This is a genomic window from Paenibacillus sp. HGF5, assembly GCF_000204455.1.
GTDB classification, from domain to species: domain Bacteria; phylum Bacillota; class Bacilli; order Paenibacillales; family Paenibacillaceae; genus Paenibacillus_AQ; species Paenibacillus_AQ lautus_A.
Genome location: NZ_AEXS01000056.1, coordinates 55,393 through 76,692, shown reverse-complemented (window position 1 = coordinate 76,692; position 21,300 = coordinate 55,393). Strand labels below are relative to the sequence as shown.

General features: G+C 52.7%; 21 protein-coding genes. 14 read left to right on the top strand and 7 right to left on the bottom strand.

Annotation, left to right across the window (positions count from 1 at the left end; genetic code table 11):
• Positions 1 to 49 precede the first annotated feature (49 nt).
• Both HMPREF9412_RS09300 and HMPREF9412_RS09295 read left to right on the top strand, forming a co-directional pair.
• Complete coding sequence (locus HMPREF9412_RS09300) at positions 50 to 391, top strand: zinc ribbon domain-containing protein YjdM (RefSeq protein WP_009591139.1); 342 nt, start codon at positions 50 to 52, stop codon at positions 389 to 391.
• Between the two features lie 200 nt (positions 392 to 591).
• Positions 592 to 1,305: a sulfite exporter TauE/SafE family protein gene (locus HMPREF9412_RS09295; RefSeq protein WP_036671775.1), complete on the top strand. Its 714-nt coding sequence runs from the start codon at positions 592 to 594 to the stop codon at positions 1,303 to 1,305.
• A gap of 26 nt (positions 1,306 to 1,331) precedes the next feature.
• Here the strand turns inward: HMPREF9412_RS09295 and HMPREF9412_RS09290 are convergent, their stop codons facing one another.
• From HMPREF9412_RS09290 to HMPREF9412_RS09275, 4 genes are all read right to left on the bottom strand, one after another.
• The gene (locus HMPREF9412_RS09290) at positions 1,332 to 2,438 is read right to left on the bottom strand and encodes a glycosyl hydrolase family 8 (protein ID WP_009591160.1); all 1,107 of its coding nucleotides are present in this window, start codon (positions 2,436 to 2,438) and stop codon (positions 1,332 to 1,334) included.
• A gap of 181 nt (positions 2,439 to 2,619) precedes the next feature.
• Entirely contained in the window at positions 2,620 to 3,900 is a 1,281-nt protein-coding gene (locus tag HMPREF9412_RS09285; RefSeq protein WP_009591184.1) for a polysaccharide deacetylase family protein, read from the bottom strand.
• Positions 3,901 to 3,941: 41 nt separating this feature from the next.
• The gene (locus tag HMPREF9412_RS09280) at positions 3,942 to 4,682 is read right to left on the bottom strand and encodes a hypothetical protein (RefSeq protein ID WP_036671760.1); all 741 of its coding nucleotides are present in this window, start codon (positions 4,680 to 4,682) and stop codon (positions 3,942 to 3,944) included.
• A 225-nt stretch (positions 4,683 to 4,907) separates the two neighbouring features.
• Positions 4,908 to 5,894 (bottom strand): glycerophosphodiester phosphodiesterase family protein, encoded by a 987-nt coding sequence (locus tag HMPREF9412_RS09275; protein WP_009591186.1) that lies wholly within the window; start codon positions 5,892 to 5,894, stop codon positions 4,908 to 4,910.
• A gap of 200 nt (positions 5,895 to 6,094) precedes the next feature.
• On the opposite strand from HMPREF9412_RS09275, the gene HMPREF9412_RS09270 reads away from it, so the two are divergent.
• Complete coding sequence (locus tag HMPREF9412_RS09270) at positions 6,095 to 6,787, top strand: FHA domain-containing protein (RefSeq protein WP_009591169.1); 693 nt, start codon at positions 6,095 to 6,097, stop codon at positions 6,785 to 6,787.
• A gap of 200 nt (positions 6,788 to 6,987) precedes the next feature.
• The gene (locus HMPREF9412_RS09265) at positions 6,988 to 8,610 is read left to right on the top strand and encodes a glycoside hydrolase family 9 protein (RefSeq protein WP_036671756.1); all 1,623 of its coding nucleotides are present in this window, start codon (positions 6,988 to 6,990) and stop codon (positions 8,608 to 8,610) included.
• A gap of 74 nt (positions 8,611 to 8,684) precedes the next feature.
• On the opposite strand, the gene HMPREF9412_RS09260 is transcribed toward HMPREF9412_RS09265, so the two are convergent.
• Positions 8,685 to 9,143 carry a hypothetical protein gene (locus HMPREF9412_RS09260; protein ID WP_009591211.1) on the bottom strand — a complete coding sequence of 153 codons (459 nt, stop codon included), beginning with the start codon at positions 9,141 to 9,143 and terminating at the stop codon, positions 8,685 to 8,687.
• Positions 9,144 to 9,511: 368 nt separating this feature from the next.
• Here HMPREF9412_RS09260 and HMPREF9412_RS09255 point away from each other — a divergent pair, with 368 nt between their 5' ends.
• The 5 genes from HMPREF9412_RS09255 (at position 9,512) to greA (ending at position 15,427) form a co-directional block, all read left to right on the top strand.
• Positions 9,512 to 10,945 (top strand): PTS mannitol transporter subunit IICB, encoded by a 1,434-nt coding sequence (locus tag HMPREF9412_RS09255; protein ID WP_009591133.1) that lies wholly within the window; start codon positions 9,512 to 9,514, stop codon positions 10,943 to 10,945.
• Between the two features lie 72 nt (positions 10,946 to 11,017).
• Positions 11,018 to 13,087 (top strand): BglG family transcription antiterminator, encoded by a 2,070-nt coding sequence (locus tag HMPREF9412_RS09250; protein ID WP_036671754.1) that lies wholly within the window; start codon positions 11,018 to 11,020, stop codon positions 13,085 to 13,087.
• A 16-nt stretch (positions 13,088 to 13,103) separates the two neighbouring features.
• Positions 13,104 to 13,544, top strand: coding sequence for a PTS sugar transporter subunit IIA (locus tag HMPREF9412_RS09245; protein ID WP_009591149.1), 441 nt, complete (start codon positions 13,104 to 13,106; stop codon positions 13,542 to 13,544).
• Complete coding sequence (locus HMPREF9412_RS09240) at positions 13,541 to 14,710, top strand: mannitol-1-phosphate 5-dehydrogenase (protein WP_009591228.1); 1,170 nt, start codon at positions 13,541 to 13,543, stop codon at positions 14,708 to 14,710. Before HMPREF9412_RS09245 ends, HMPREF9412_RS09240 begins: the two co-directional genes overlap by 4 nt.
• A 240-nt stretch (positions 14,711 to 14,950) precedes the next feature.
• Positions 14,951 to 15,427 carry a transcription elongation factor GreA gene (gene greA / locus HMPREF9412_RS09235; protein WP_036671773.1) on the top strand — a complete coding sequence of 159 codons (477 nt, stop codon included), beginning with the start codon at positions 14,951 to 14,953 and terminating at the stop codon, positions 15,425 to 15,427.
• Positions 15,428 to 15,545: 118 nt separating this feature from the next.
• Here greA and HMPREF9412_RS09230 read toward each other — a convergent pair whose 3' ends face one another.
• A complete protein-coding gene (locus tag HMPREF9412_RS09230; protein WP_009591142.1) occupies positions 15,546 to 16,751 on the bottom strand; it encodes an MFS transporter in 1,206 nt (401 codons plus the stop codon).
• A 661-nt stretch (positions 16,752 to 17,412) separates the two neighbouring features.
• Positions 17,413 to 17,724: a hypothetical protein gene (locus tag HMPREF9412_RS09225; RefSeq protein ID WP_009591136.1), complete on the bottom strand. Its 312-nt coding sequence runs from the start codon at positions 17,722 to 17,724 to the stop codon at positions 17,413 to 17,415.
• A 162-nt stretch (positions 17,725 to 17,886) separates the two neighbouring features.
• Between HMPREF9412_RS09225 and HMPREF9412_RS09220 the strand changes: the two genes are divergently transcribed.
• The 5 genes from HMPREF9412_RS09220 (at position 17,887) to HMPREF9412_RS09200 (ending at position 21,238) form a co-directional block, all read left to right on the top strand.
• Entirely contained in the window at positions 17,887 to 18,243 is a 357-nt protein-coding gene (locus HMPREF9412_RS09220; protein WP_009591150.1) for a nucleotide excision repair endonuclease, read from the top strand.
• A gap of 271 nt (positions 18,244 to 18,514) precedes the next feature.
• A complete protein-coding gene (locus HMPREF9412_RS09215; RefSeq protein ID WP_009591218.1) occupies positions 18,515 to 18,844 on the top strand; it encodes an ArsR/SmtB family transcription factor in 330 nt (109 codons plus the stop codon).
• A 29-nt stretch (positions 18,845 to 18,873) separates the two neighbouring features.
• Positions 18,874 to 19,383 carry an SRPBCC domain-containing protein gene (locus HMPREF9412_RS09210; protein ID WP_009591206.1) on the top strand — a complete coding sequence of 170 codons (510 nt, stop codon included), beginning with the start codon at positions 18,874 to 18,876 and terminating at the stop codon, positions 19,381 to 19,383.
• A 260-nt stretch (positions 19,384 to 19,643) separates the two neighbouring features.
• On the top strand, positions 19,644 to 20,705 hold the full coding sequence (locus HMPREF9412_RS09205; protein WP_009591187.1) for an LLM class flavin-dependent oxidoreductase: 1,062 nt from the start codon (positions 19,644 to 19,646) through the stop codon (positions 20,703 to 20,705).
• A 101-nt stretch (positions 20,706 to 20,806) separates the two neighbouring features.
• Positions 20,807 to 21,238, top strand: coding sequence for a hypothetical protein (locus HMPREF9412_RS09200; protein ID WP_254664022.1), 432 nt, complete (start codon positions 20,807 to 20,809; stop codon positions 21,236 to 21,238).
• Positions 21,239 to 21,300: the final 62 nt, after the last annotated feature.

The window sequence follows — 21,300 nt, the reverse complement described above, 5'->3', positions numbered from 1 at the left end:
TTCGGATATAGGGTATAGTTATTGTAAAAAAGAATGGAGAAACGAAACGATGTCTACTTTGCCGAATTGCCCGAAATGTAATTCAGAATATACATATGAGGATGGGAACCTCCTGATTTGCCCCGAATGCGCTCATGAATGGACCCCGGGGTCCCAAGCGGAGCATGATGAAGATGCTAGGGTCATTAAAGACGCGAACGGAAATGTACTGGCCGACGGCGATTCCGTAACGGTAATCAAAGATCTTAAAGTAAAAGGCAGCTCATCCGTATTAAAAATAGGCACGAAAGTGAAAAATATACGTTTGGTTGACGGCGACCACGATATCGATTGCAAGATCGAAGGATTCGGGGCCATGAAATTGAAATCGGAATTCGTTAAAAAGAGTTAAGATGTGTTAGCACGGTTCCATCATGAATAGCAGCAGCAAAAACCCTCCATCAAGGAGGGTTTTTCTCGTCTAACCAGGGCTTTTGCAGCCTATTGCGGCAACAAATGAGGAGCAGTCTCGTGATGGCCTTATGGTACAATGACAGGATGGGCTTGCTTCGTATAGAAGCTCCCCGAATAGGTGAAGAAAGCAGGTGCAGCGTGGATATCATACTGTTTGCGGTTATTATATTCGTGGCGTCGATTCTCCAGACCAGTACCGGTTTTGGGTTCTCCATCCTGGCTACGCCGTTTCTCCTGTTGTTGTTCCGGCCCGCCGAGGCCATTCAGATTAATCTGATTCTATCGCTTGTCATATCGGCTGCCCTGATTGCCAAAATCCGCAAGGACATCGATTACGGCATCCTTAAACGATTGGTGATCGGAAGCGCGGCAGGTCTCACTCTGGGCATCGTTGTTTTTTCGCTCATCGATATCGTCTATCTGAAGCTGGGCGTCAGTCTGATCATATTGGCACTGACCGTCATGCTGATGCTGAAGTTTAGAATAAACCAAAGCCGCGGCAGGGATTTGGCGGTGGGAGGACTCTCAGGTTCTCTAACGACGAGCATCGGCATGCCGGGTCCGCCCCTGCTGTTATATTTTTCGGGCACCGATACGCAGAAGGCCAAACTGAGAGGGACGACCCTGGCCTTCTATTTGTTCATCTACTCCCTGAGTTTGATCATTCAGGTGATCGTGGCGGGAACGTCCAAGACGGTCTGGGTATCAAGCGGAATGGCGCTGCCGCTGGTATTCATCGGGCTGTTTATCGGACAGCGTTTATTCAACGTCATCAACCAGCGCGTGTTTCAGATCTTTACCTATATCATTTTGATCTTTACCGGTGTGTATATGCTGATCGACAGCTTGTAACCATACCAAAGAAGATGGCAGAATCATCATTTGGACTGCTCGAACAGCGTCTCGGCCAGCAAGGGAAACAGGTTATCAAAAGCATGCGTATTCCCGTCAAACACGTATCCCCCCGGATAAGCGGGATCCTGGTCCCGGAGTTGGAGCATGCGTTCATGCAGCTGCTGCGCCCATGGGAGGTCTTTGGTTTGCAGCGCCAGAATGATGGCCAGGCCGTAAACGGCAGGCGACTCGTAATCCGCGTCCGGTTTGCGGCTTTTACGGGTGTAGCGGCCTGCCAGCCGCTGATGCTGGCGGAATTCTCCCTTCAGGAACGCTATAAGATCTGTTGGCGGATGATTCATCTCGGCGAGATGGATGCCAACGATCAATTGGTCGATCAGATTGACCGATGCGTCGTATTCATATTGGCCGGTGCCGATGTGAAAGGTTTTGGGATAGAAAACGCCGTCCGAAGGCATATGAGCGAGCAGGTTTCGATATCGTTCATAATCCTGGGAGGATAGGATTCCGTTATTATGCATTTCGCGCAGTGCCGATAAGTCAATGTAGACCAGGCTTAACGCGGCGGCGGATTCATCCCGTGCAAAATCATGATAATCGACGAGGTAATCTTCGGTTTGAACCGCAAGGAGTGCAGACCCGATCTTTTTTGCCAATTGAAGGTATTCTTCCTCGCCCCAGCGATTGAATGCATTCAGCAGGGCATCGAGGATGCGCAGATCATCGCCTAACGCATTGGTTGTGACTTCGGATTGACCGTCCGGCCTGAGCTTCCATTGGATATAAGGCTCTTGCTCCTGATTAAGAAAATAGGTGGTAAGAAGCTGGACACTGTCGTCGAACCGGGCTCGATTGCCGGATACCACGGCAGTCTGCATCCAAAGCCCGAGCGACTCGGATAACGCTTCCCGACCGGCAACGATGTCCGGATTCTCGGAAGCAGCGGGTTTAAGATAGGTGGCAATGGTACCGTTATCGTTTGTCATATGCTCTTCAATGAACGCTGCGGTCACGTCAGGATTCTCCTTGTTCTGGGTGATCCAGCAGGCTATAAGGACGATGCCGGCAAGGGCAAGAACGATGATGATCGCAAGTAGGACTTTCTTGCGCGTTGAAATCCGGTTTGTCATAGGTTCACCTCGACCATACTATTTCGATATTCAACAGGTTAAAGCCTTCAAGGAAAGACTGGGCGGCGGTGAACATAGCCCCTGGCTGTAGGAACGGTTATACAACACTAATAAAGGCTGTACCTGATGTTGGAAGCTCCAAATCATCAAAGGTACAGCCTTTCTTGTATAAGCGCAGCGATTATTGCAGACTGACAATGGTTAGTCCTTGATCCTGCAGGCTCTTAATGATCTTCGGTAACGCATCCACGACCGCCTGGGATTCATGCAGGAGAATAATGGAGCCTGAAGCTTCGATATGCTGGACATAATCCAGGATTTTATCCTCGTCGCGGGTCAGCCAATCCTCGGGATCCCGGTTCCAGAGCACCACTTTATTGCCCTGCTGGCGGCTTAACGCCTCGGTCCGGTCATCAAAGGCACCGTAAGGCGGACGGAAGAGCACCAGCTTCTCATCGGTAATATGCTCAATGAGATCGGCTGCGCGGGTCAGTTCCGCCTTTTGTTCTTCATAAGTAAGGCTTGGCATCTGGCTATGGGTCATCGAATGGCTGCCGACGGAGTACCCGTTGGCATGGATGGCCTTGACGTAGTCCGGATGTTTTTTCACATTGGTGCCGACAAAGAAGAACGTCCCGCCAACCTCGTGTTTCTTCAAGACGTTCATGATATCCATGGAATGCTTGGATGGCCCGTCATCGAACGTAAGGGCGACATACCCTTTGGGGATGCTGTAGGAGATGAAATCCTTAAGCTCCAGCTGCGGAACGGCAGCCGAAGTCTTGATCTCCTTCCTCGGTTTGCTATCAGCTTCCTTCTCCACGGAGGCGGATACAGGTTTGGCGATCATCGCATTCCGGTTCTCGGCAAGCAATTGGATGACCGTTTCAACCTCCGCTGCGGCGGTTATCGCAGCTTCATGCCGGATGTCACTCGGGTACGAGTAATTAAATGAACTTAGCAATACTACAAAAATCAAGCTCATCAAGGTTGCGCTTGCCAGCTTAAGCGGAAGCCGATGCCGCTTCCTTGCAGGGCGCGTGGCGTTTCGATTTCCATCGGTCTGCACCTCTTCGGACTGATCCGGTTCGGATGGAGGCGCAGACAGGAAGGACAGGGTAGATACATCGTCCAAATGCCGGATAGCTTTAATCGCCTCTAATTCGTTCCTGAAGTGAACGGAGCAAGCAAATGAGAATCGCTCGCCATGGTCACGATATGTACGCGTAATGGAGCCTATGTATTGCTGTTGGATGGCATCCCATGTTGTATGTAAAGATAATCGGTATTTGTGAACCCCGTTAAATTCCGACACGGTCGCTATATTCGCTATGGTTTCATGATCGGTTAACCACAACAGCTCCGCCGATTCCGAGAAGGATAGCTTGATTCGCAGAGCGAAAGCCTCGGTATCCCTCTCGATCGCCAGCAGCTCAATGACTTTTCCATAGGAGTCAGACATGACGGCCCTCCTTTCTCTAGATGTTCATGCAGTGATTATGCTTATTCCGATGGTGTGTTGGGAGCCGATGTTTTTGGCGAGAAGGAGAAGGACATCTTCTCGGTAAAATCATTGATGGTCTGCATCAACTTGGCTTTATCGTCCAGAATGTTCTGGTACTGCTCCGCATACTTCTGGTTTGCAATCTCCAGCTCGCGCACCTTCTCTTCAAGAGCGTTGATCTTGAGCATGCTCTGATATTGGGTGTTGTTAGACTCTTCGTAGAGCTTGTTGTACTTGGCGGTTTCGGTCTCCAGCTGGTTGGAGAGCTTCTCGTACGCCAGGTTCGATGTCAGCTGGTATTCCTTGTAATCCTCCAATAGCTGGTCGTAACTCATCTGTTTGTTGGTCAGCACGTTCTCGAGCTCGCGGATTTCCTTGTTCTTCTCCTGGACCAGCTGATCGCGCTTGATCTGTTCGTGCTTATACCGGTTGATCGTCTCGTTGGCGGTAAATAGCTGATCCTCCAGGCCCTTGTTCTTATAGGACAGCAATTGACGCTCCTTCAGCATGTTCTCGATCGAAACGATGACGTCGAGGCCGATTTTGTCCTGGTTGTCCTTGGAGAAAAGATGCTTGCTGCTCTCCGCGGCGGGCAGTTCAGGCTCCGCGGAATATGCCGGCTCTTCTTCGATGGTTACGGCAATTTCCTGGTGTTCGGCGCTGTTCTTCTCGGGTTGGTTCTGGTTCGAGCGGGCATTCTTAAACCAGGCCATTCCCTTTTTTTCTGTTTCCCTGGCCAAAATATCAACTCCTATATATTTCAATGAATGCAGCATGAATTTAGGATAAAAGACCCTATTAATAGTCATCGGTAAAAACACCCTAAAAACTTTGCCCTTTGACCCTATGAAAATAAAAAAAAGCCCCGCAAGCGAGAGGGGGCTTTTTAGATGGCGGATCTTCCGGTTTATGCGGCCTTTCGACCCGCCTATATTCATGAATTGAAACGAAAGCGATGCTTCGACTTATTCCGTCTTCTTTATGGTCAGCTCCGGGGCGATAACGTCGACCCGGTTCGTCCAAATCCCGCCGCTGTAGTCGTCCGGCAGCCTTTCCAAATCCGCTACGGAGTCGAAGCCCTCCGACCAGCCGCCGCCCCCGGCCACGAGGATGACCCGCGTATTGATGCTGTCCATCCGGTTTAGGAATTTATCCGGCCATCCCCATAAATAACGGGCATATTTATCTGGTATATGCAGCTGGGTGTTACGGCAAACCGAAGGAAGGTAGCCGCTCCAGCCGGCCCCGGCGTAGGATACGAGACAGCTCTTGAGCGTATCCATGGACATGACGCGCAGCGAGGGGAGCTGCGATTTTAACGTGCGGATCGGCTGGTCGTCCCCGTAAACGGTCAGCTGGCTAAGACGCTTCACCGGCAGACCGGACAGATAATCGGCCAATTGTTTTCCCTCTTCAGGATCCGTGCTTTTGATATGGATCAGAAACGCGCCGTCCGGGAATGCCTCCAACACCTCGTCTAACGACGGAATCAGCCCGACTCCCTTTCCCCGAAAAGGATAAGTCGCTCCCTGGTCGGCCGTGTAGCCGTACCCGATGTCTATGTTTTTCAGCTCGTCCATGGTATAATCCTTGACCGAGCCCTCCACGTTGGTGCGGCATTCCAGCGTCCAGTCATGGAACACGGCGAACTGGCCGTCTTTGGTCGGTTTGATATCCAGCTCCACAATATCGGCGCCTGCCTCGAAGGCGGCTCTCATGGACGGAATGGTGTTCTCCAGGTAAGCGTGCTCCGGCACATAGATGCGGGAGGCGGTACACGTGTCGGCTTTAATGCCTTCCATCGTGAAGGTCTGCCCAAGCCCGCGATGCGCCAGCAGAAGCGGCTCGCCGTCACGGTCTTTGGTGAACAGAGATGAATTGTTAACGAACAGAAATACAAACAGCACAACAAAAAACAGCATGATTTTCTTCCATCTTTTTAGTTTTCGCATGATCCAATCCCCCAAAATCGTATACAATATGCAATAGTAGATTTATATTTTTCTCTGTCTCTAAACGAAGTTCTCTATTTATATCCTTCTACATTAAATCTTAGTGATTTTGGGCGCATACTCAATGGCTGGAACATAACAATTGCATAATAACGAACTAACAAATACGAATGAGCGAGTATATGGGAACAGGAGGGAGCATGATGGACAAATCCTCCTTTTTGATGGTGGAGCGGGGAAATCCCTACGAGCGCGGAGACGTTATAGCTTTGACCAAACCGATCACGGTGCTTGGCCGCAAGGGCCAGCATTTTGATCCGGATATCGCGTTTGACAATATTTTTGTGTCCCGGCGGCATGCGGCGCTGCTGCATCGAAACGGGAAGTTCAGCATCAAGGATCTGAACAGCAAGCACGGCACCTTCGTTAATCAGGCACGGCTGGCTCCCCATGATGAAATACCCCTTCAGCATGGAGATACCATCGTGCTTGCGGGAGATCTGATCGTGCTGTCCTTCTCCATCCTCAGCATGGATGAGACGATGGACATTACCCCGCTGATCAAGCAGTTGGCGGCGGTTGAGGGCTCCGGCGGGCTTAAGCTGAATCCTTTCAAGCAGGAGCTGGTATACGGCGAGGACGTGTACGTTTTTTCGGAAAAAGAGTACAAGTGCATAGAGCTGCTCGTCAATCACCAAGGACAGTTCGTGTCCAAGGAGCAGCTCAAGGCATACGTCTGGCCCGAGCGAAGCTACGGGACGGACGAAGTGCCGGATGTGAGCTCGGAGGAGCTGAATGCGCTGATCTACCGGGTCCGCAAGAAGACCAGAGATATTTTGGCCATTGAGAGCATCCGCGGAAAAGGCTATATTTTGCAGTCGACGGCTGAATGACCATCGCAAAAACAAAGACGCAATGAAATCTAAGGAACCATGCAAACGGCAAGCCCTTCCTCCATGCAGGAAGGGCTTGCTTGCATGAACAGGACAAATTCGATGGCGGTGAGAGGGAAATGACAGGCCCCAGCGAACTGTTATAGCATGGAAGTTTCGAATGAAACGATAATCGAAAGGGATGTGCAGAGGGGATGAACATGGAGCACGTACAGCAAAAGGGTATTGCCGTTAACCAGTTAGGTTATCGGGGCCGGGACGCCAAGATTGCCGTCATTGCCGGTCAGGGCGGACGGTTTCGCATCGTCAATGCGCGAAATGGCGAGGTCGTTTGGCAGGGGCAGACGGCGCCTGCCATAGAGGATGCGTCCAGCGGGCAGACGGTAAGCAGAGGGGATTTTACGGCATGGGAAGCACACGGTACCTATCGAATCGAGATGGAGGATGGGCAGTCGTCGGAAGCTTTTGTCATTGCCGACGATGTATATGAGGATGCCCACCGAGCAATTCTGAAAGCGTTTTATTATTTCCGGTGCGGGACAGCTTTGGATGAGCCGCATGCGGGGCCTTGGAAGCATGAAGCCTGCCATCTCACGCCGGCCATCGTTCATGGACATGAATCGCGGCGGGTGGATGCTTGGGGAGGATGGCATGATGCCGGGGATTATGGCAAGTACGTCGTGCCTGGCGCCAAAGCCGCCGCCGACTTGCTGCTGGCCTTCGAGCTGTACCCCGAAGCGTTTGCCCAGCCGCTGCCGCTGCCGGAAAGCGACGGCCGCATGCCGGATGTGCTGCATGAATGCCGGTATGAGCTGGATTGGCTGCAGCGCATGCAGGATGAGGAATCGGGGGGCGTGTTCCATAAGCTCACGACGCTGCAGTTTCCAGCGGGAGATGTCATGCCGGAAGACGATACGCTCCCGCTGTACTTGTCGCCGATCTCCGCAACGGCAACCGGCTGTTTTGCCGGTATCATGGCCATGTCGGCACGGATCTATTCTCCCTATGATGAAGCCTTCGCCGCGGGCTGCCTGAAGGCAGCGGTGCGGGCTTGGGCATGGCTGGAGGAGCATCCCGACGAGCCGGGCTTCCGCAATCCGGCTGATATCGCTACAGGCGAATATGGCGATGGCCAGGATGCGGACGAACGGTACTGGGCAGCGGCAGAGTTATACCGTACAACGGGGGAAACGCTATATCATGAGGCGTTCCAAGCTTTAGCCAAGCAGGACTCCTTCGGAAAATACGAGCTGGGATGGGCGGACATGGGGGGGTACGGGACGTTTGCCTATCTGATGTCGGAGCAGGAAGAAGAGCCCGAGCTGGCGCAAGAATTGATGGCGGGCTTGCTGCGGCGTGCGAATAAGCTTGCTGCTGTCAGCGATCGGGACGGCTATGGCCTCTCGCTTCTGCCGGATCAATATATCTGGGGCAGCAATATGCTGGTCATGAACCACGCGATGCTCCTGCTGGTGGCGGGAAGACTGTCGGGTTCCGAAGACTATGAGCGGCATGTGCACGAGCATGTGCACTATGTATTCGGTGCGAACGTGATGGGGACAAGTTATGTTACCGGATATGGGGCGAGACCGATCCGACATCCCCATCACCGTCCTTCCGAAGGCGACGGCGTGGAGGAGCCGGTTCCGGGCCTCGTCTCCGGCGGTCCGAACAAGGGACTTCACGACGATTATGCGCGTGAGCACTTGGCCGGCAGGGCGCCCGCAGCCTCTTTTGCCGATGTGATGGAGAGCTATTCCACCAATGAGGTGGCTATTTATTGGAACTCGCCGGCCGTGTTCGTGCTGTCTCATTTTGTATAGAAAGAAAAGCTTGCTGAAGAAAAAGAAACGCCGAGAGATTCTCGACGTTTCTTTTTGATATCAGCCTGTTATGGCTAACCTCTCGATCTTCCCTTCACCAGCGGATGAAGCGCCGTGGCAGCAATGCTGCAGACGATGCCGACGACGGTACCGGTCACGATGCTGCTGATGAAGGCGAAAGCTCGGGTCAAAAGGCCGCTGGCTGCTTCAGGGAGGTCGGCCAGGTTGCCCCCTAAAGCCGGCGGCGTTTCGAAGGCCATATTCCATAACAGCTGATGCGTGATGCCAAGAAAGAGCCCATAGACGGCTCCGATGGCCATTAAGGGCAGAAAAGGATGTTGAACGTGATGCCGCTTGCGGAGTACATAGAGTATCCAGACGATCGGGGGAATGAAGACAAGCAGCCGGTTGATGATCCCGTGGGGATCGACCCATTGCAAATCGTGGGCAATGACGCGGGGAACGCCGAGCAAAGCCAGCAGTATGATAGAGAGCATTGGCAGGCCCATGTTATTTCTTCTTCGTATGTTCATGTCGCAAGATACCTCCAGAATGTTGGATTTTCGATTCACGATGTTAGCCGAGATGGCTTTAGTTTACCGAAGGCATGTTGTGAACTTATGACGAGGGTATACGCAATCCGTGAAATTACGTCCCTTCGCTAGAAACTTGGAATATACAGGATCAAGGAGCGGGCTTGTTCTACGAATGAAACCGCGTCAGGACTGCATTTTCATAAGGATGACATGATCCATTTAAAATTTGTCAACAATATTCTTGACGAAACCCGCTTTTCCTTTCGTTGAGCCTTTTGCCGGGCTGACTTAACATAGAGGTGTCAGATGAAAGCAACACTACAACATTCAGCTTTATTTTCAAATATGACTAGGAGGTCAGTACGATGTCCAACGAGACAAATACAAACGCTTCCAAAGGCATTCGCGTAAGGGTTCAGCAGCTCGGCCGGCTCCTTAGCGGCATGGTGATGCCGAATATCGGTGCGTTTATCGCTTGGGGCCTGATTACGGCTCTGTTCATCCCAACCGGCTGGTTCCCGAACGAGAAGCTGGGAGCTCTGGTTGGCCCGATGATCACTTACCTGCTCCCGCTCTTGATCGGTTATACGGGCGGACAAATGATCCACGGCAAACGGGGCGCGGTTATCGGTGCGGTTGCCACGATCGGCGTTATCGTCGGAGCAGAGATTCCGATGTTCCTCGGTGCCATGATTGTCGGTCCTCTGGCAGCTTGGGTCTTGAAGCAGTTCGATAAGCTGATTGACGGCAAAATCAGATCGGGCTTCGAGATGCTGGTGAACAACTTCTCGCTGGGTATTATCGGCGGTGCGCTGACGCTGCTGGCATACACCGGTATTGGTCCCCTTGTACAGGGCATTACCAAGGTGCTTTCAGCAGGCGTTGACGTGTTGGTCGATGCCAACCTGCTGCCGCTGGTTAACATTATCATTGAACCGGCGAAGGTCTTGTTCCTCAATAATGCGATCAACCACGGGATTTTCAGTCCACTCGCTACGGAGGAATCGGCACGGATCGGCCAATCCGTTCTGTATATGCTGGAATCGAATCCGGGACCTGGATTGGGCATTCTCCTCGCCTTTTGGTTCTTCGGACGCGGTTCTGCCAGATCCTCCGCGCCAGGGGCGGTTGTGATTCACTTCCTGGGCGGTATCCATGAGATCTATTTCCCGTATATTTTGATGAAGCCGGTTCTCATTCTGGCCGCTATTGCGGGCGGCGTTGCCGGAACGTTCACCTTCCAGATTCTTGGGGCAGGACTCGTGGGACCTGCATCGCCGGGAAGTATCCTTGCTTATTTCGCCATGGCGCCTAAGGGCGGCCTGGTTCCGGTACTGGCCGGTGTCCTTGTTGCAACGATTGTCTCCTTTATCGTAGCAGTATTGCTGCTGAAAACGGGTAAACAAACAGAAGAAGAACCGAATTTGGAAGAAGCATCCGCCAAGATGAAAGAAATGAAAACCGGCGGCATGAACGACCAGGTGGCTCCGGCTTCCGCGGCTGTGGCCAATCTGGACAAAGAGAACGTGAATAAAATCGTGTTCGCTTGCGATGCCGGCATGGGCTCCAGCGCGATGGGCGCCTCGGTACTAAGAAAGAAACTGCAGCAAGCGGGCGTCAATATTACCGTTGTGAATTCGGCGGTAAGCGAAATCCCGGATGACGCGGATATCGTCATTACCCAGAAGACCCTCACCGAGCGTGCCATCGCGAAGAATCCGAATGCCGAGCATATCTCGATCGACAACTTCCTGAAGAGTCCGAGATATGACGAGCTGGTGGAACGACTCAAAGACTAACATAAGTTTGAACCATATGACACGCTGGCGTATTTACGCCGGCGTTGTCTCCATTTCATGAAGAAGGGAGCCATGGATCTGGGACACATTACTGCCCGCCAGCGACAAATCCTTCTGCTCCTCATGAGCAGGACCGATGGCATGACGGCTGCAGAAATAGCCGCTGACGTTGGGGTCAGCGTCAGGACGGTTCACCGGGAAATGGAGGAGATCGAGAAAGACCTGCAAGGTACGGGCGTTGTGCTTCTCAAAAAGTCGGGAACGGGCATCCGGCTGGAAGAAGAGAAGCCCGAAGGGTTGTCCCTGCTGCGACGATCCCTGCTTGCGGGGAAGCCGGCCGATTATTCCGTGGAAGAACGCAAAATCCTCATGCTGTGCGCTTTGCTTGAGGCGGATGAGCCCATCAAATTGTTTGCTTTGGCCCATAGTTTGAAGGTAACCGTTCCGACTGTGAGCAATGATCTGGATGAGCTGGAGCCGTGGATGAAGCGGTTTAACCTGAAGCTCATACGGCGCCGGGGCTACGGCATCGAAATCGACGGCGGGGAAGGCGTAAGGCGAAGGGCGATTGGCAGGCTCGCCGAGGAATATCTGGATTATTCCGATCTTGTCGGTGACGGATACAGCGACACGCGGGAACCGGTGACGGCCCGGCTGCTGTCCATGATCGATAAACCGGCTTTGCTGGATGTAGAGAAAACCTTGTGGGATATGAATTGGGATTGGACGGAAGATCTTAGCGAGAGTGCCTACACTTCGACGCTGATCGCGTTATCGGTTTCCGTAAACAGGATCAAGCGGGGACGGGGCATGGAAGCTGCCGATATCGCGGGATACCTTCCTTCCTCTGTTTCCGTCGAGGAGGCGCGAGATTTTGTTGGTCGCCTTGGCGAGAAACTGGAGATGATTTTCCCCGAATCTGAAATGATCTATATCGCCTATTTGTTTGAGGCGGCGAAGAACATGTCCGAGGTCAGCGAACTGGTTCATGCGGACGTGGAAATGGTGGAGATCGCCCATCGCCTGATCGAACGGGTTCAGGGGCGCACCGGCATTCCGTTCCAGGAGGACCGCACGCTGCGGGCAGGTCTGGTGGAGCACATCGGGGCTGCACTGAAACGGATTCGGGAAGGGACCCGGATCCGAAATCCGCTGCTCAGTCCGATTCGGAAGGATTATGAGGAATTGTTCGGGGTCGTCCGGCGCTCGGTCGACGAGCTGAAGCTGGATTTAAGCATCCCGGATGAAGAAATCGGGTTTCTGGTTATGCATTTCGGAGCATCGAGCGAACGGCTGAACCAGCCGGGACACCATCTGAAGGCCATCCTGGTATGCTCCAGCGGTCTCAGCTCCTCCAGGCTTCTCGGGACCCGGCTGAACAAGGAGATGCCGCAGATCGAGGTGCTCGGCAACGTATCGTGGTATGAAGCGGCGCGGATCCCGAAGGAGCAATACGATCTCATCATATCGACCATTGATCTGCCGCTGCCGAAGGATCGATATGTAAGATTAAGCCCGCTGCTGACGGCGGATGATAAAGAGGCGCTGCTTCGATTCATCCAGAGCACATCCTTCGAGCCGGCCAGCAGCAGGGCTGCAATCAGCCGAATCGAGGAAGATCGTAAAGCTGCATCTTTCGAGCGGCTCCGCATGCAGGCCGCCCTGATGAACGAAATCGTATCGCTTCTGGACGGCTTCCATGTCTACCATCTGGATAATCTTCAGAATGATTTGCAGGGCACTTTGAACGAGGCTTTGGCCAAGGTATATGAGCAAGGGGCTGTCCGAGATGCGGAGATGGTGAAGGAGCGCCTGCTTGAACGCGAACGGATGGGTACCCAGCTTATTCCCGACACGACGCTGGCTTTATTCCATACGCGAAGCCGCTATATCACCTGGCCTTCGCTGTCCCTGTTCAGGCTGGCGCATCGAGCGCCGCTTGAGGATGGGGCCCAGGCGGGCGTCATTCTGCTGATGCTGGCACCGAAGCAGCTCCCGAAGGAGAGCCTGGAGGTGCTCAGCGAAATCAGCGCCATGCTGCTTCGCTCCGAGCTGATCGAGCTGATGGAGCGGGGCGGCGAGGAAGAGATTCGATCCTATTTGGCGGAAGAGCTTCAGCATTTTTTCAATCACAGACCATAGAAAGAGGGAGACTAACATGAATAACATACTGTCCAAAGATAAAGTCGTACTGAACGCAAAGGCTGACAGCAAGAGCGAAGCCATTCGCATGGCGGGGAACCTGCTGGTGCAGGCAGGCCATGTATCGGCCGATTACGTGGATAAAATGCTCGAACGCGAAGAAATTGCGTCCACTTACATGGGCGGGGGACTTGCGATTCCCCATGGCACCAAAGAAGCGAAAGGCATGGTCATCTCCACGGGATTGTCGATCGTTCGCTTCCCGGAAGGCGTGGATTTCGGCGGAGACGAGCCGGCGTTCATCGTCATTGGCATCGCGGCTGCCGGCGGCGACCATATGGAGATTCTGACGAATGTGGCCATGATTTTCACGGATGACGAGAGCATTGAGAAGGTCATGAACGCTTCCAGCGAGGAGGAGATTCTGGCCATCTTCGAGGGAGGAATGGGCGCATGAAGGCAGTCCATTTCGGAGCGGGCAACATCGGACGCGGTTTTATAGGGCTCTTGCTGTCACAGGCCGGTTATGAGGTTTGTTTTGTCGACGTAAACGAAGAGCTGGTATCAGAGCTGAAGGCGCGCGGGGAGTATCCCGTAACCCTGGCCAGCGAAGGGCAGGAGACCACGGTGGTCAAAGGCATCACCGCTCTCAATAGCGCCTCGGAACCGGAAGCTGCCGCGCGTGCGGTAGCGGAAGCGGATCTCGTCACGACGGCGGTCGGCGTCAACATCCTCAAATTTATCGCCGGCACCATTGCCGAGGGGCTGAAGCTTCGGCTGCAAACGGGCTCGGCATCGCCGCTTCATATTATTGCATGCGAGAACGCCATCGGCGGCAGCTCGCAGCTGAAAGAGCATATCTATGGGAAGCTTGATGACGAGACGAAGCGTAAGGCTGACCAGCTCGTGGCTTTCCCGGATGCGGCCGTAGACCGGATCGTGCCGCTGCAGCAGCATGAGGACCGTCTGAAGGTCGTGGTGGAGCCGTTCTATGAGTGGGCGGTGGATCGTTCGCAGATGTTTGAGGATTATGTCCCTGTTGAAGGCATACACTACGTGGACCGCCTGGAGCCATACATTGAACGCAAGCTGTTCACGGTGAATACCGGTCACTGCTCGGCTGCGTATGTAGGCTTTCTGAAAGGCTATGAGGCGATCCAGGACGCCATGAAGGACGAAGCGGTGGCAGGCCATGTCCGCGCGGTGCTCGAGGAAACGGGAGCTGCGCTCATACACAAGCACGGCTTCGATCCTTCCGAGCACCAAGCGTACATTGACACCATCCTGGAGCGTTTTCGCAATCCCGCGCTGACCGACGAGGTGTCCCGCGTTGGCCGCTCCCCGATCCGGAAGCTGTCCCCGGGCGACCGTCTGGTTTCGCCGGCTATGTTGGCTTTCGAGAGCGGACTCGAGTATAAGAGCCTGGCAAAATCCATGGCGGCGGCCCTGCTGTTCGATGTTCCGGAAGATCCGGAAAGCGTGGAGCTGCAAGCCTCCGTCCGGGATATCGGCGTAAGCGACACGGCTTCCCAATATACCGGCATTGCCGGAGAGCATCCCATCATGGGCGAGCTGATGGAGCAGTATGAGGCCTTGAAGGCCGAGCTCGAAACGAATGCATAATGATTTGAAAGTAAGATCATAAGCCCCTGGTTCTCCTCGCGGAGACATCTGGGGCTTTATGCATAGCGGCCAGGTTCACATGCATTAAAATCTGTTCGCTTCGTTGGCGCTGATCGGTCGAAACTACCATTAGGTATTAAATACCAAATATTCCATCCATAATATTTCAGAAAATTTTCGCTTATTTTCGAAATAAAGAGTACACTAGAAGTAAGAAACTACAAAATGGATGTGATGAGCATGGCAGAAGAACTGATCTTGACCCAGGAGGGCTATGACAAACTCCAGGAGGAACTTGACGATCTCAAGTATGTAAAACGCAAAGAATTAGCGGAACGGATCAAGCTCGCGATCAGCTATGGTGACTTGAAGGAGAACAGCGAGTACCACTCGGCCAAGAACGACCAGGCGTTTATGGAAACGCGCATCATCATCCTGGAAAAAACGCTTAACAACGCCCGGATCGTCGACGCTAAGGATATCAGCTCGACGACGGTGAATGTCGGTTCGAACGTCGTCCTGAATGACATCGAGTTTTCGGAGAGGCTTGAATATCAGGTGGTCGGCCCGGCTGAAGCGGATGTGGCGAACAATAAAGTTTCTTATGAAAGCCCGCTCGGCAAAGCGCTGATGGGCAAAGCGGTAGGCGATAAAGTCCACGTGGAAGCGCCGATGGGCATCGTGAAGTACGAATTGCTGGAGATCAAGGCGTTGTAGCACCGATGGATCAACGTATATATAGATGCAAAAAGGCGTAACCGTGCACATGTCCGGTTACGCCTTTCTTATGCTCGTCCCGGTTAAGGGATCGGCTTTTCATGCCTGTTGGAGCCCTTTAGGCATTAGCCGTCACGGCCTTGCGCTCATACATATAGCAGGCTGCTCCCAGAATGAAGGCGAGCGCTACCAATCCGGCGCCCACCCAAGGCAGGGCCGTTAAGCTTAGATGCGTAATGACCAATCCCCCGATAAAAGCGCCCGCCGCATTTCCGAGATTGCCTGCGGAATGGGTTGCTGTGGAGGCCAGTGCAGGAGCGGATTGGGCCAGACTCATCACGCGCACCTGCATTCCCGGCATAACGGCGAAAGAGGCGGCTCCCCACAGCACGATGGTCAGCACAGCCGTGAACGGGTGATGGATAGTCATCGTGAGGATGGTCAGAATGACGGCCGTCGCAAAGTAAACGCCCAGGATGGAGGGCAGCAGCTTCCAGTCCGCCAGCCTGCCGCCTACGATGTTGCCGACGGTCACGCCGATACCGAACAGGATCAGAATCCAGGTGACGCTGGGTTCCGCAAAGCCCGTGATCTCAATCAGCAGGGGCGCGATATAAGTGAAGACGGCGAACAGGCCGGCATTGCCAAGCGCGCCAATCAGCAGGAAGAGAAGAAGCTGGGGTCTAATGATGGCCGTGATCTGCTGAACGATGCTTGTCGCTTGCTCCTGCCGTATCTTAGGTATGAAAATCAGGATGCCGATCAATGCCAACACGCCCATGATGGCAATCGCGCCGAATGAAGCGCGCCAGCCCATCGTTTGGCCGATGAAGGTACCAATCGGAACCCCGATGATATTGGCTATCGTTAATCCTGCCATCATGATGGACACCGCTCCGGCACGCTTGTCCGGCCGCACCAGATTGGATGCGATGACAGCGCCCACGCCGAAGAAGGTCCCGTGCGTCAGCGCGGTCAACATCCGGGCGCCCATCAGAACGGCATAGTTCGGAGCGAAGACCGAGATGCCGTTGCCCAGGATGAACAGGCCCATGAGCAGCAGTAACAGCTTTTTCTGCGGAATTTGGTTAGTAAGGACGGTCAGAATAGGAGCCCCGACGGCTACCCCGAGAGCATACATCGTAATCAGCTGCCCGGCAGAAGCGATGCTGACATTCAGATCATCGGCCACATTGGGGAGGATCCCCATAATGACAAACTCCGTCATGCCAATGGCAAATGCACCCACGGTGAGAGAGAGTATAGAGATGGGAAAGGGTTCTTTGCCGCCTTTTTCCCCAGTGGCATGTTGCGAAATATCCATGGTGTTCAAGTCAACCTTTCTGCTCTGTATGTTAAAGATATAATCCCAATCTCGATTATCGGTTTTATAGAGGGACTGTTACATATTATTTAACGTAGCGGGAGGATAATCAAGAACTTTATTTTTCGTAAAACAGGGGCATCCTGTTAAGGTAGACTCTTCCATGAACAGGAGCTTGTCCGTCATGTAAGAGCTTAAGAGCGCCATTGCAGGCGCTCTTCCCATAAGCAGGCGCTATAGAGGTGCCTGTGGGAGCAGATTGACCCATTCCTTTTGATATAAGAGCATCAGAAGCAGGTGAACGACTCGATACTTCTTAAGTCGAGCCCTGAATATACCCACATCCATCCCGTCCAGCGGAAGCCGGCAACCGAGGTGCGGCCAACAAAAGTCGGGAAAAACCAGAAGCCGGGTCCACGTGTCGGCCAAATATAGGTATTTCTGAACAAACAGCCCCTGATCGCTCCAGGATCAACTGCGAAGGTACTGGCCAAAGGCTGTTGGGGGACAGATGTTGGGGGCGGGGAAGTGGGCCCTTGCATCGGTCCCTGGGGTCCTTGCGGCGGCATAAATGCCATAATGAATTCACTCCTTAATCGGGTAATTAGGTTTGGAATTACGTGGGACGCTGCCGAATAACGATGTAAGCCTAGATCTTCTTCTAGATGTAAAGCAAGGTGATGACAAGCAATTCGAAGAGGACAAGTGGCAGGATTACATTATTATAGTAACTGGGACCGAAGCCGCGCTGGTTTCCGTATCCGGGCATGCTCAAGTACAGAATTCCCTTTTCGCAATGCATGATCGTACCTTCAAAAACATCGCCGTCAAGCGTTTCGACGCGAACCAGCTGGTTCGCATGCTGCTTGCATAGATGGTGGATATGATCGCGAACCGATTTGATGCTGTGCTTCATGCTGGGTTCAGCTTGATATAAGGTTTGCTCCTGGTGTCCGGGATATTGAATGCTCATATGGAAAAGACCCCCATCGTGAATTAGTCATACATAATCTCATCCTATGCAAATGCCCAGAGAAGGGTGTTAAGGGTCTGTTGTATTTTCCGCATGGGCAAATGAGCCGATCAGTGATACGATTTAGGTCAATACATTGAATAGAGGAAGTGAACGTTAGTCGTGATCCATATAACCATCCCTAAGCCGGACGTCACCATAACCAAGCAGGATGCTCCGGAACTGAGCCATATTTACGGATTTACGGATTTTCACCTGATTCCGAGAGACCGGGGCGGGATTTTCATGTTCTACAACAGCAAAGGGGAGCTTCTGTTCGTTGGCAAAGCAAGAAAGCTGAGACCGCGGATCAAGAAGCATTTTGAAGACAGCGTCTCCCCGATCAAGGAGCATCGGAACGAAGTGGCGAGCATCGAGGTTTGCGTCATTGAAGACGCCGTGCATAGAGAGATATATGAAACCTACATCATTAATGAATTCAAGGCCAAATACAATGTGGACAAGGTGTTCTTTCGATAAGGAATACGAATAGTAAAGCGAAGAGGAGCAATAAGCGAGGTCAGGTAAGGAGCCGCGTTTGTTGCTTTTTTTTGCGCTGTGATAAAAATAAATTGAAAAAACGTCTAAATATTCCTTTACAGGAATATTCCCTTCATGGTATATTTAAGACGAGAAGAACGGCAGCAAAAAAGAAGCCGAAAAAAGAGGTGATGATGGTGACGGTAACAGAGAGAACAGACATTCACCGTAAACGCTGTAACAGCGGGTCTGTACCCGTCATCACGACAAGATGGAACTGACCACATTTAACGCATTAGCCGAACCAAGCCGTTTTCGCATCGTGAATCTCCTGCAGAAGGGGCCGCTTACGGTAGGGGAAATCGCCGAACGTCTTGACATTCGCCAGCCTCAAGCCTCGAAACATTTGAAGGTGCTGCTGGATGCCGGACTGGTCGAGGTGAGGGCGGATGCAAACCGACGGAATTACATGCTGCGGTCGGAGCCGTTTCAGGAATTGGACCGTTGGCTCGATAATTACCGCAGCATATGGAACGAACGGTTTGACAACTTGGATGATTACTTGGAGAAGCTTCAATCGGATATGAAGAAACAAGAATAAACACCATCTAATTCGAGGAGGAATAGATAATGACAAGCAAAATGATTACACGGGTAGAAGGTCAAGTGATCGTACTGGAGCGCGTATTTAATGCACCAAGAGAGCTGGTATTCAAGGTGCTCACCGATGGAGAGCATCTGAAGCAGTGGTGGGGACCTCGCGGATGGGAAGTTACCGTATCCAACATGGATTTCCGTCCTGGCGGCCAATGGCATTATTGCATGAAGTGCATGGATCAGAATCAAGGGGATTTCTATGGTATGGAATCCTGGGGCAAATCGGTCTACCAGGAAATTGACGAGCCCGAGAAAATCGTCTACATCGACTATTTCTCGGATGCGGAAGGCAATATTGCGGAGGGAATGCCCGCAACCACGGTGACGATGACGTTTGAGGAAGTGGATGGAAAGACCAAGCTGGTCAATCGAGGGGTATATGAATCCGCGGAAGCGCTCCAAGCGGTATTGGATATGGGAATGGAAGAAGGCATTACCCAAACCTGGGATCGGTTGGAGGAATACTTGGCATCGAAACAATAAGCCCATTTCAAATGCATGGTTAAAAGGTAAAATGAATGGCCGGAATCCGTATGGATCCCGGTCATTTTTGGATTCCCAATGCATCGAATCCACCGATTTCACGTTATCAGTTAACTTGTAACTTGAAAAATCCGAGCCAAAAGTTCAATATAAAGATAATTGCAAGATGATTAACGATATGGACTGCCCTAGGCGGGAAGCATCGATAACCTTTGCCTACGGTTTTGACCGCGGCAAAGCATAATAGGGAGGAAATCATAATGGAGATTGGGGTTAGCTCGTTCGTGGAGACGTGGCCGGATGTGAAGACCGGCGAAGTGATAAGCCATGCGCAGCGGCTGCGCGAGGTGGTTGAGGAAATCGTCCTGGCCGATCAGGTTGGATTGGATGTTTATGGCGTAGGGGAGCATCACCGCAAGGATTATGCAGCGTCTTCGCCTGCGGTCGTTCTTGCCGCGGCTGCGTCGCAGACGAAGTGGATTCGGCTGACCAGCGCGGTGACGGTGCTGTCTTCCGCGGATCCGGTACGGGTCTTTCAGGATTTTGCCACCTTGGACGCGATTTCGAACGGACGCGCGGAGATTATGGCCGGCAGGGGTTCGTTCATCGAATCGTTCCCGTTATTCGGCTATGATCTGAGTCATTATGACGAGTTGTTCGAGGAGAAGCTGGAGCTGCTGCTCAAAATACGCGAGTCGGAAAAAGTCACTTGGCAGGGCGAGCATCGCCCGGCGATCCATAACTTGGGCGTCTATCCGCGTCCGGTTCAGAACCCGCTGCCGGTGTGGATCGGAAGCGGAGGCAATTCGGAATCGGTCGTGCGGGCAGGTCTGCTCGGCCTCCCGCTGGTACTGGCGATTATCGGCGGCAGTCCCCTGCAGTTCGCGCCGCTGGTCAAGCTGTATAAAGAAGCGGCAGCTCATGCCGGTCATGATGTGTCAAAGCTGCCGATCGGCTCGCATTCCCACGGATTCATTGCGGAAGAAACTGAGCTGGCAGCGGACAAGTTCTTCCCTTCAACCCAAGCCAGCATGAACGTGCTGGGACGGGAGCGCGGCTGGGGGTACTATGACCGGGCAAGATTCGATGCGGCCCGAAGCTTCGAAGGTGCATTGTATGTAGGAGATCCTGAGACGGTGGCCGAGAAGATCATTCACCTGCGCAAGCATGTGGGCATTACCCGCTTTATGCTGCATGTGCCTGTGGGAACGATGCCTCACGACGAAGTCATGAGGGCCATCGAACTGCTGGGGACCGAAGTCGCCCCTTTGGTCCGCAAGGAAATCGACCGCTGGGAAGCGGCTGGTGAGCCTGCGGAGTAAGCAGAATTACTTTTTGACGATATGAAATGAAGACGCATGTAACTTTTTCCGGCACGAATTCGTCTATGACATAAACGGACAGGGCGGTGTACAACTTGCGGGTGGCCAGATATTTTGTGTTGTGGTTCGTCTTTATATTTCTGTTTACCGGTGCTGTCGTAGGCTTGGAGTATACCGAAGGATACAAGATCACGACGACGGAATATTTCGGCCTTCGTAATGCGGGTTTTGTTCTGATGATTATCCCGATTCTCATATCCTCGCTTCTATACCCGGTGATCGTGCTCCCTTTATCGTGGTTAATGGGCATTATTCGATGGGTCAGAGCTTCACTCATCCTGAATGCCCTGCTGTATGCCGTAATGTGGGCTGCGGCCGGAATCGTGCTGTTCTATGAAATCTATGATGATCGATTCATACAGGAATATGAACTTCATGTCAGCACCGCAGTCATGCTGTTTGGGGTTATCGGCTTGATCTACGGCTGGATCGAGCGGAAGGTTCTGCGTAATCATCCGGCCGACTTGGTGTAAGGTTCAAGAAAAGACCATGGGAAGCCATTAGGGCATCCGATGGTCTTTTTATTACAAATAAA

Bases quoted from the DNA above. Each gene is read 5' to 3' on its own strand.
- HMPREF9412_RS09250 (WP_036671754.1), top strand. From the start codon at position 11,018: ATGGATCTGGGACACATTACTGCCCGCCAGCGACAAATCCTTCTGCTC.
- HMPREF9412_RS09265 (WP_036671756.1), top strand. From the start codon at position 6,988: ATGGAGCACGTACAGCAAAAGGGTATTGCCGTTAACCAGTTAGGTTAT.
- greA (WP_036671773.1), top strand. From the start codon at position 14,951: ATGGCAGAAGAACTGATCTTGACCCAGGAGGGCTATGACAAACTCCAG.
- HMPREF9412_RS09275 (WP_009591186.1), bottom strand. From the start codon at position 5,894: ATGCGAAAACTAAAAAGATGGAAGAAAATCATGCTGTTTTTTGTTGTG.
- HMPREF9412_RS09210 (WP_009591206.1), top strand. From the start codon at position 18,874: ATGACAAGCAAAATGATTACACGGGTAGAAGGTCAAGTGATCGTACTG.
- HMPREF9412_RS09300 (WP_009591139.1), top strand. From the start codon at position 50: ATGTCTACTTTGCCGAATTGCCCGAAATGTAATTCAGAATATACATAT.
- HMPREF9412_RS09225 (WP_009591136.1), bottom strand. From the start codon at position 17,724: ATGAGCATTCAATATCCCGGACACCAGGAGCAAACCTTATATCAAGCT.
- HMPREF9412_RS09230 (WP_009591142.1), bottom strand. From the start codon at position 16,751: ATGGATATTTCGCAACATGCCACTGGGGAAAAAGGCGGCAAAGAACCC.
- HMPREF9412_RS09215 (WP_009591218.1), top strand. From the start codon at position 18,515: ATGGAACTGACCACATTTAACGCATTAGCCGAACCAAGCCGTTTTCGC.
- HMPREF9412_RS09205 (WP_009591187.1), top strand. From the start codon at position 19,644: ATGGAGATTGGGGTTAGCTCGTTCGTGGAGACGTGGCCGGATGTGAAG.
- HMPREF9412_RS09270 (WP_009591169.1), top strand. From the start codon at position 6,095: ATGATGGACAAATCCTCCTTTTTGATGGTGGAGCGGGGAAATCCCTAC.
- HMPREF9412_RS09255 (WP_009591133.1), top strand. From the start codon at position 9,512: ATGTCCAACGAGACAAATACAAACGCTTCCAAAGGCATTCGCGTAAGG.
- HMPREF9412_RS09260 (WP_009591211.1), bottom strand. From the start codon at position 9,143: ATGAACATACGAAGAAGAAATAACATGGGCCTGCCAATGCTCTCTATC.
- HMPREF9412_RS09290 (WP_009591160.1), bottom strand. From the start codon at position 2,438: ATGACAAACCGGATTTCAACGCGCAAGAAAGTCCTACTTGCGATCATC.
- HMPREF9412_RS09240 (WP_009591228.1), top strand. From the start codon at position 13,541: ATGAAGGCAGTCCATTTCGGAGCGGGCAACATCGGACGCGGTTTTATA.
- HMPREF9412_RS09285 (WP_009591184.1), bottom strand. From the start codon at position 3,900: ATGTCTGACTCCTATGGAAAAGTCATTGAGCTGCTGGCGATCGAGAGG.
- HMPREF9412_RS09245 (WP_009591149.1), top strand. From the start codon at position 13,104: ATGAATAACATACTGTCCAAAGATAAAGTCGTACTGAACGCAAAGGCT.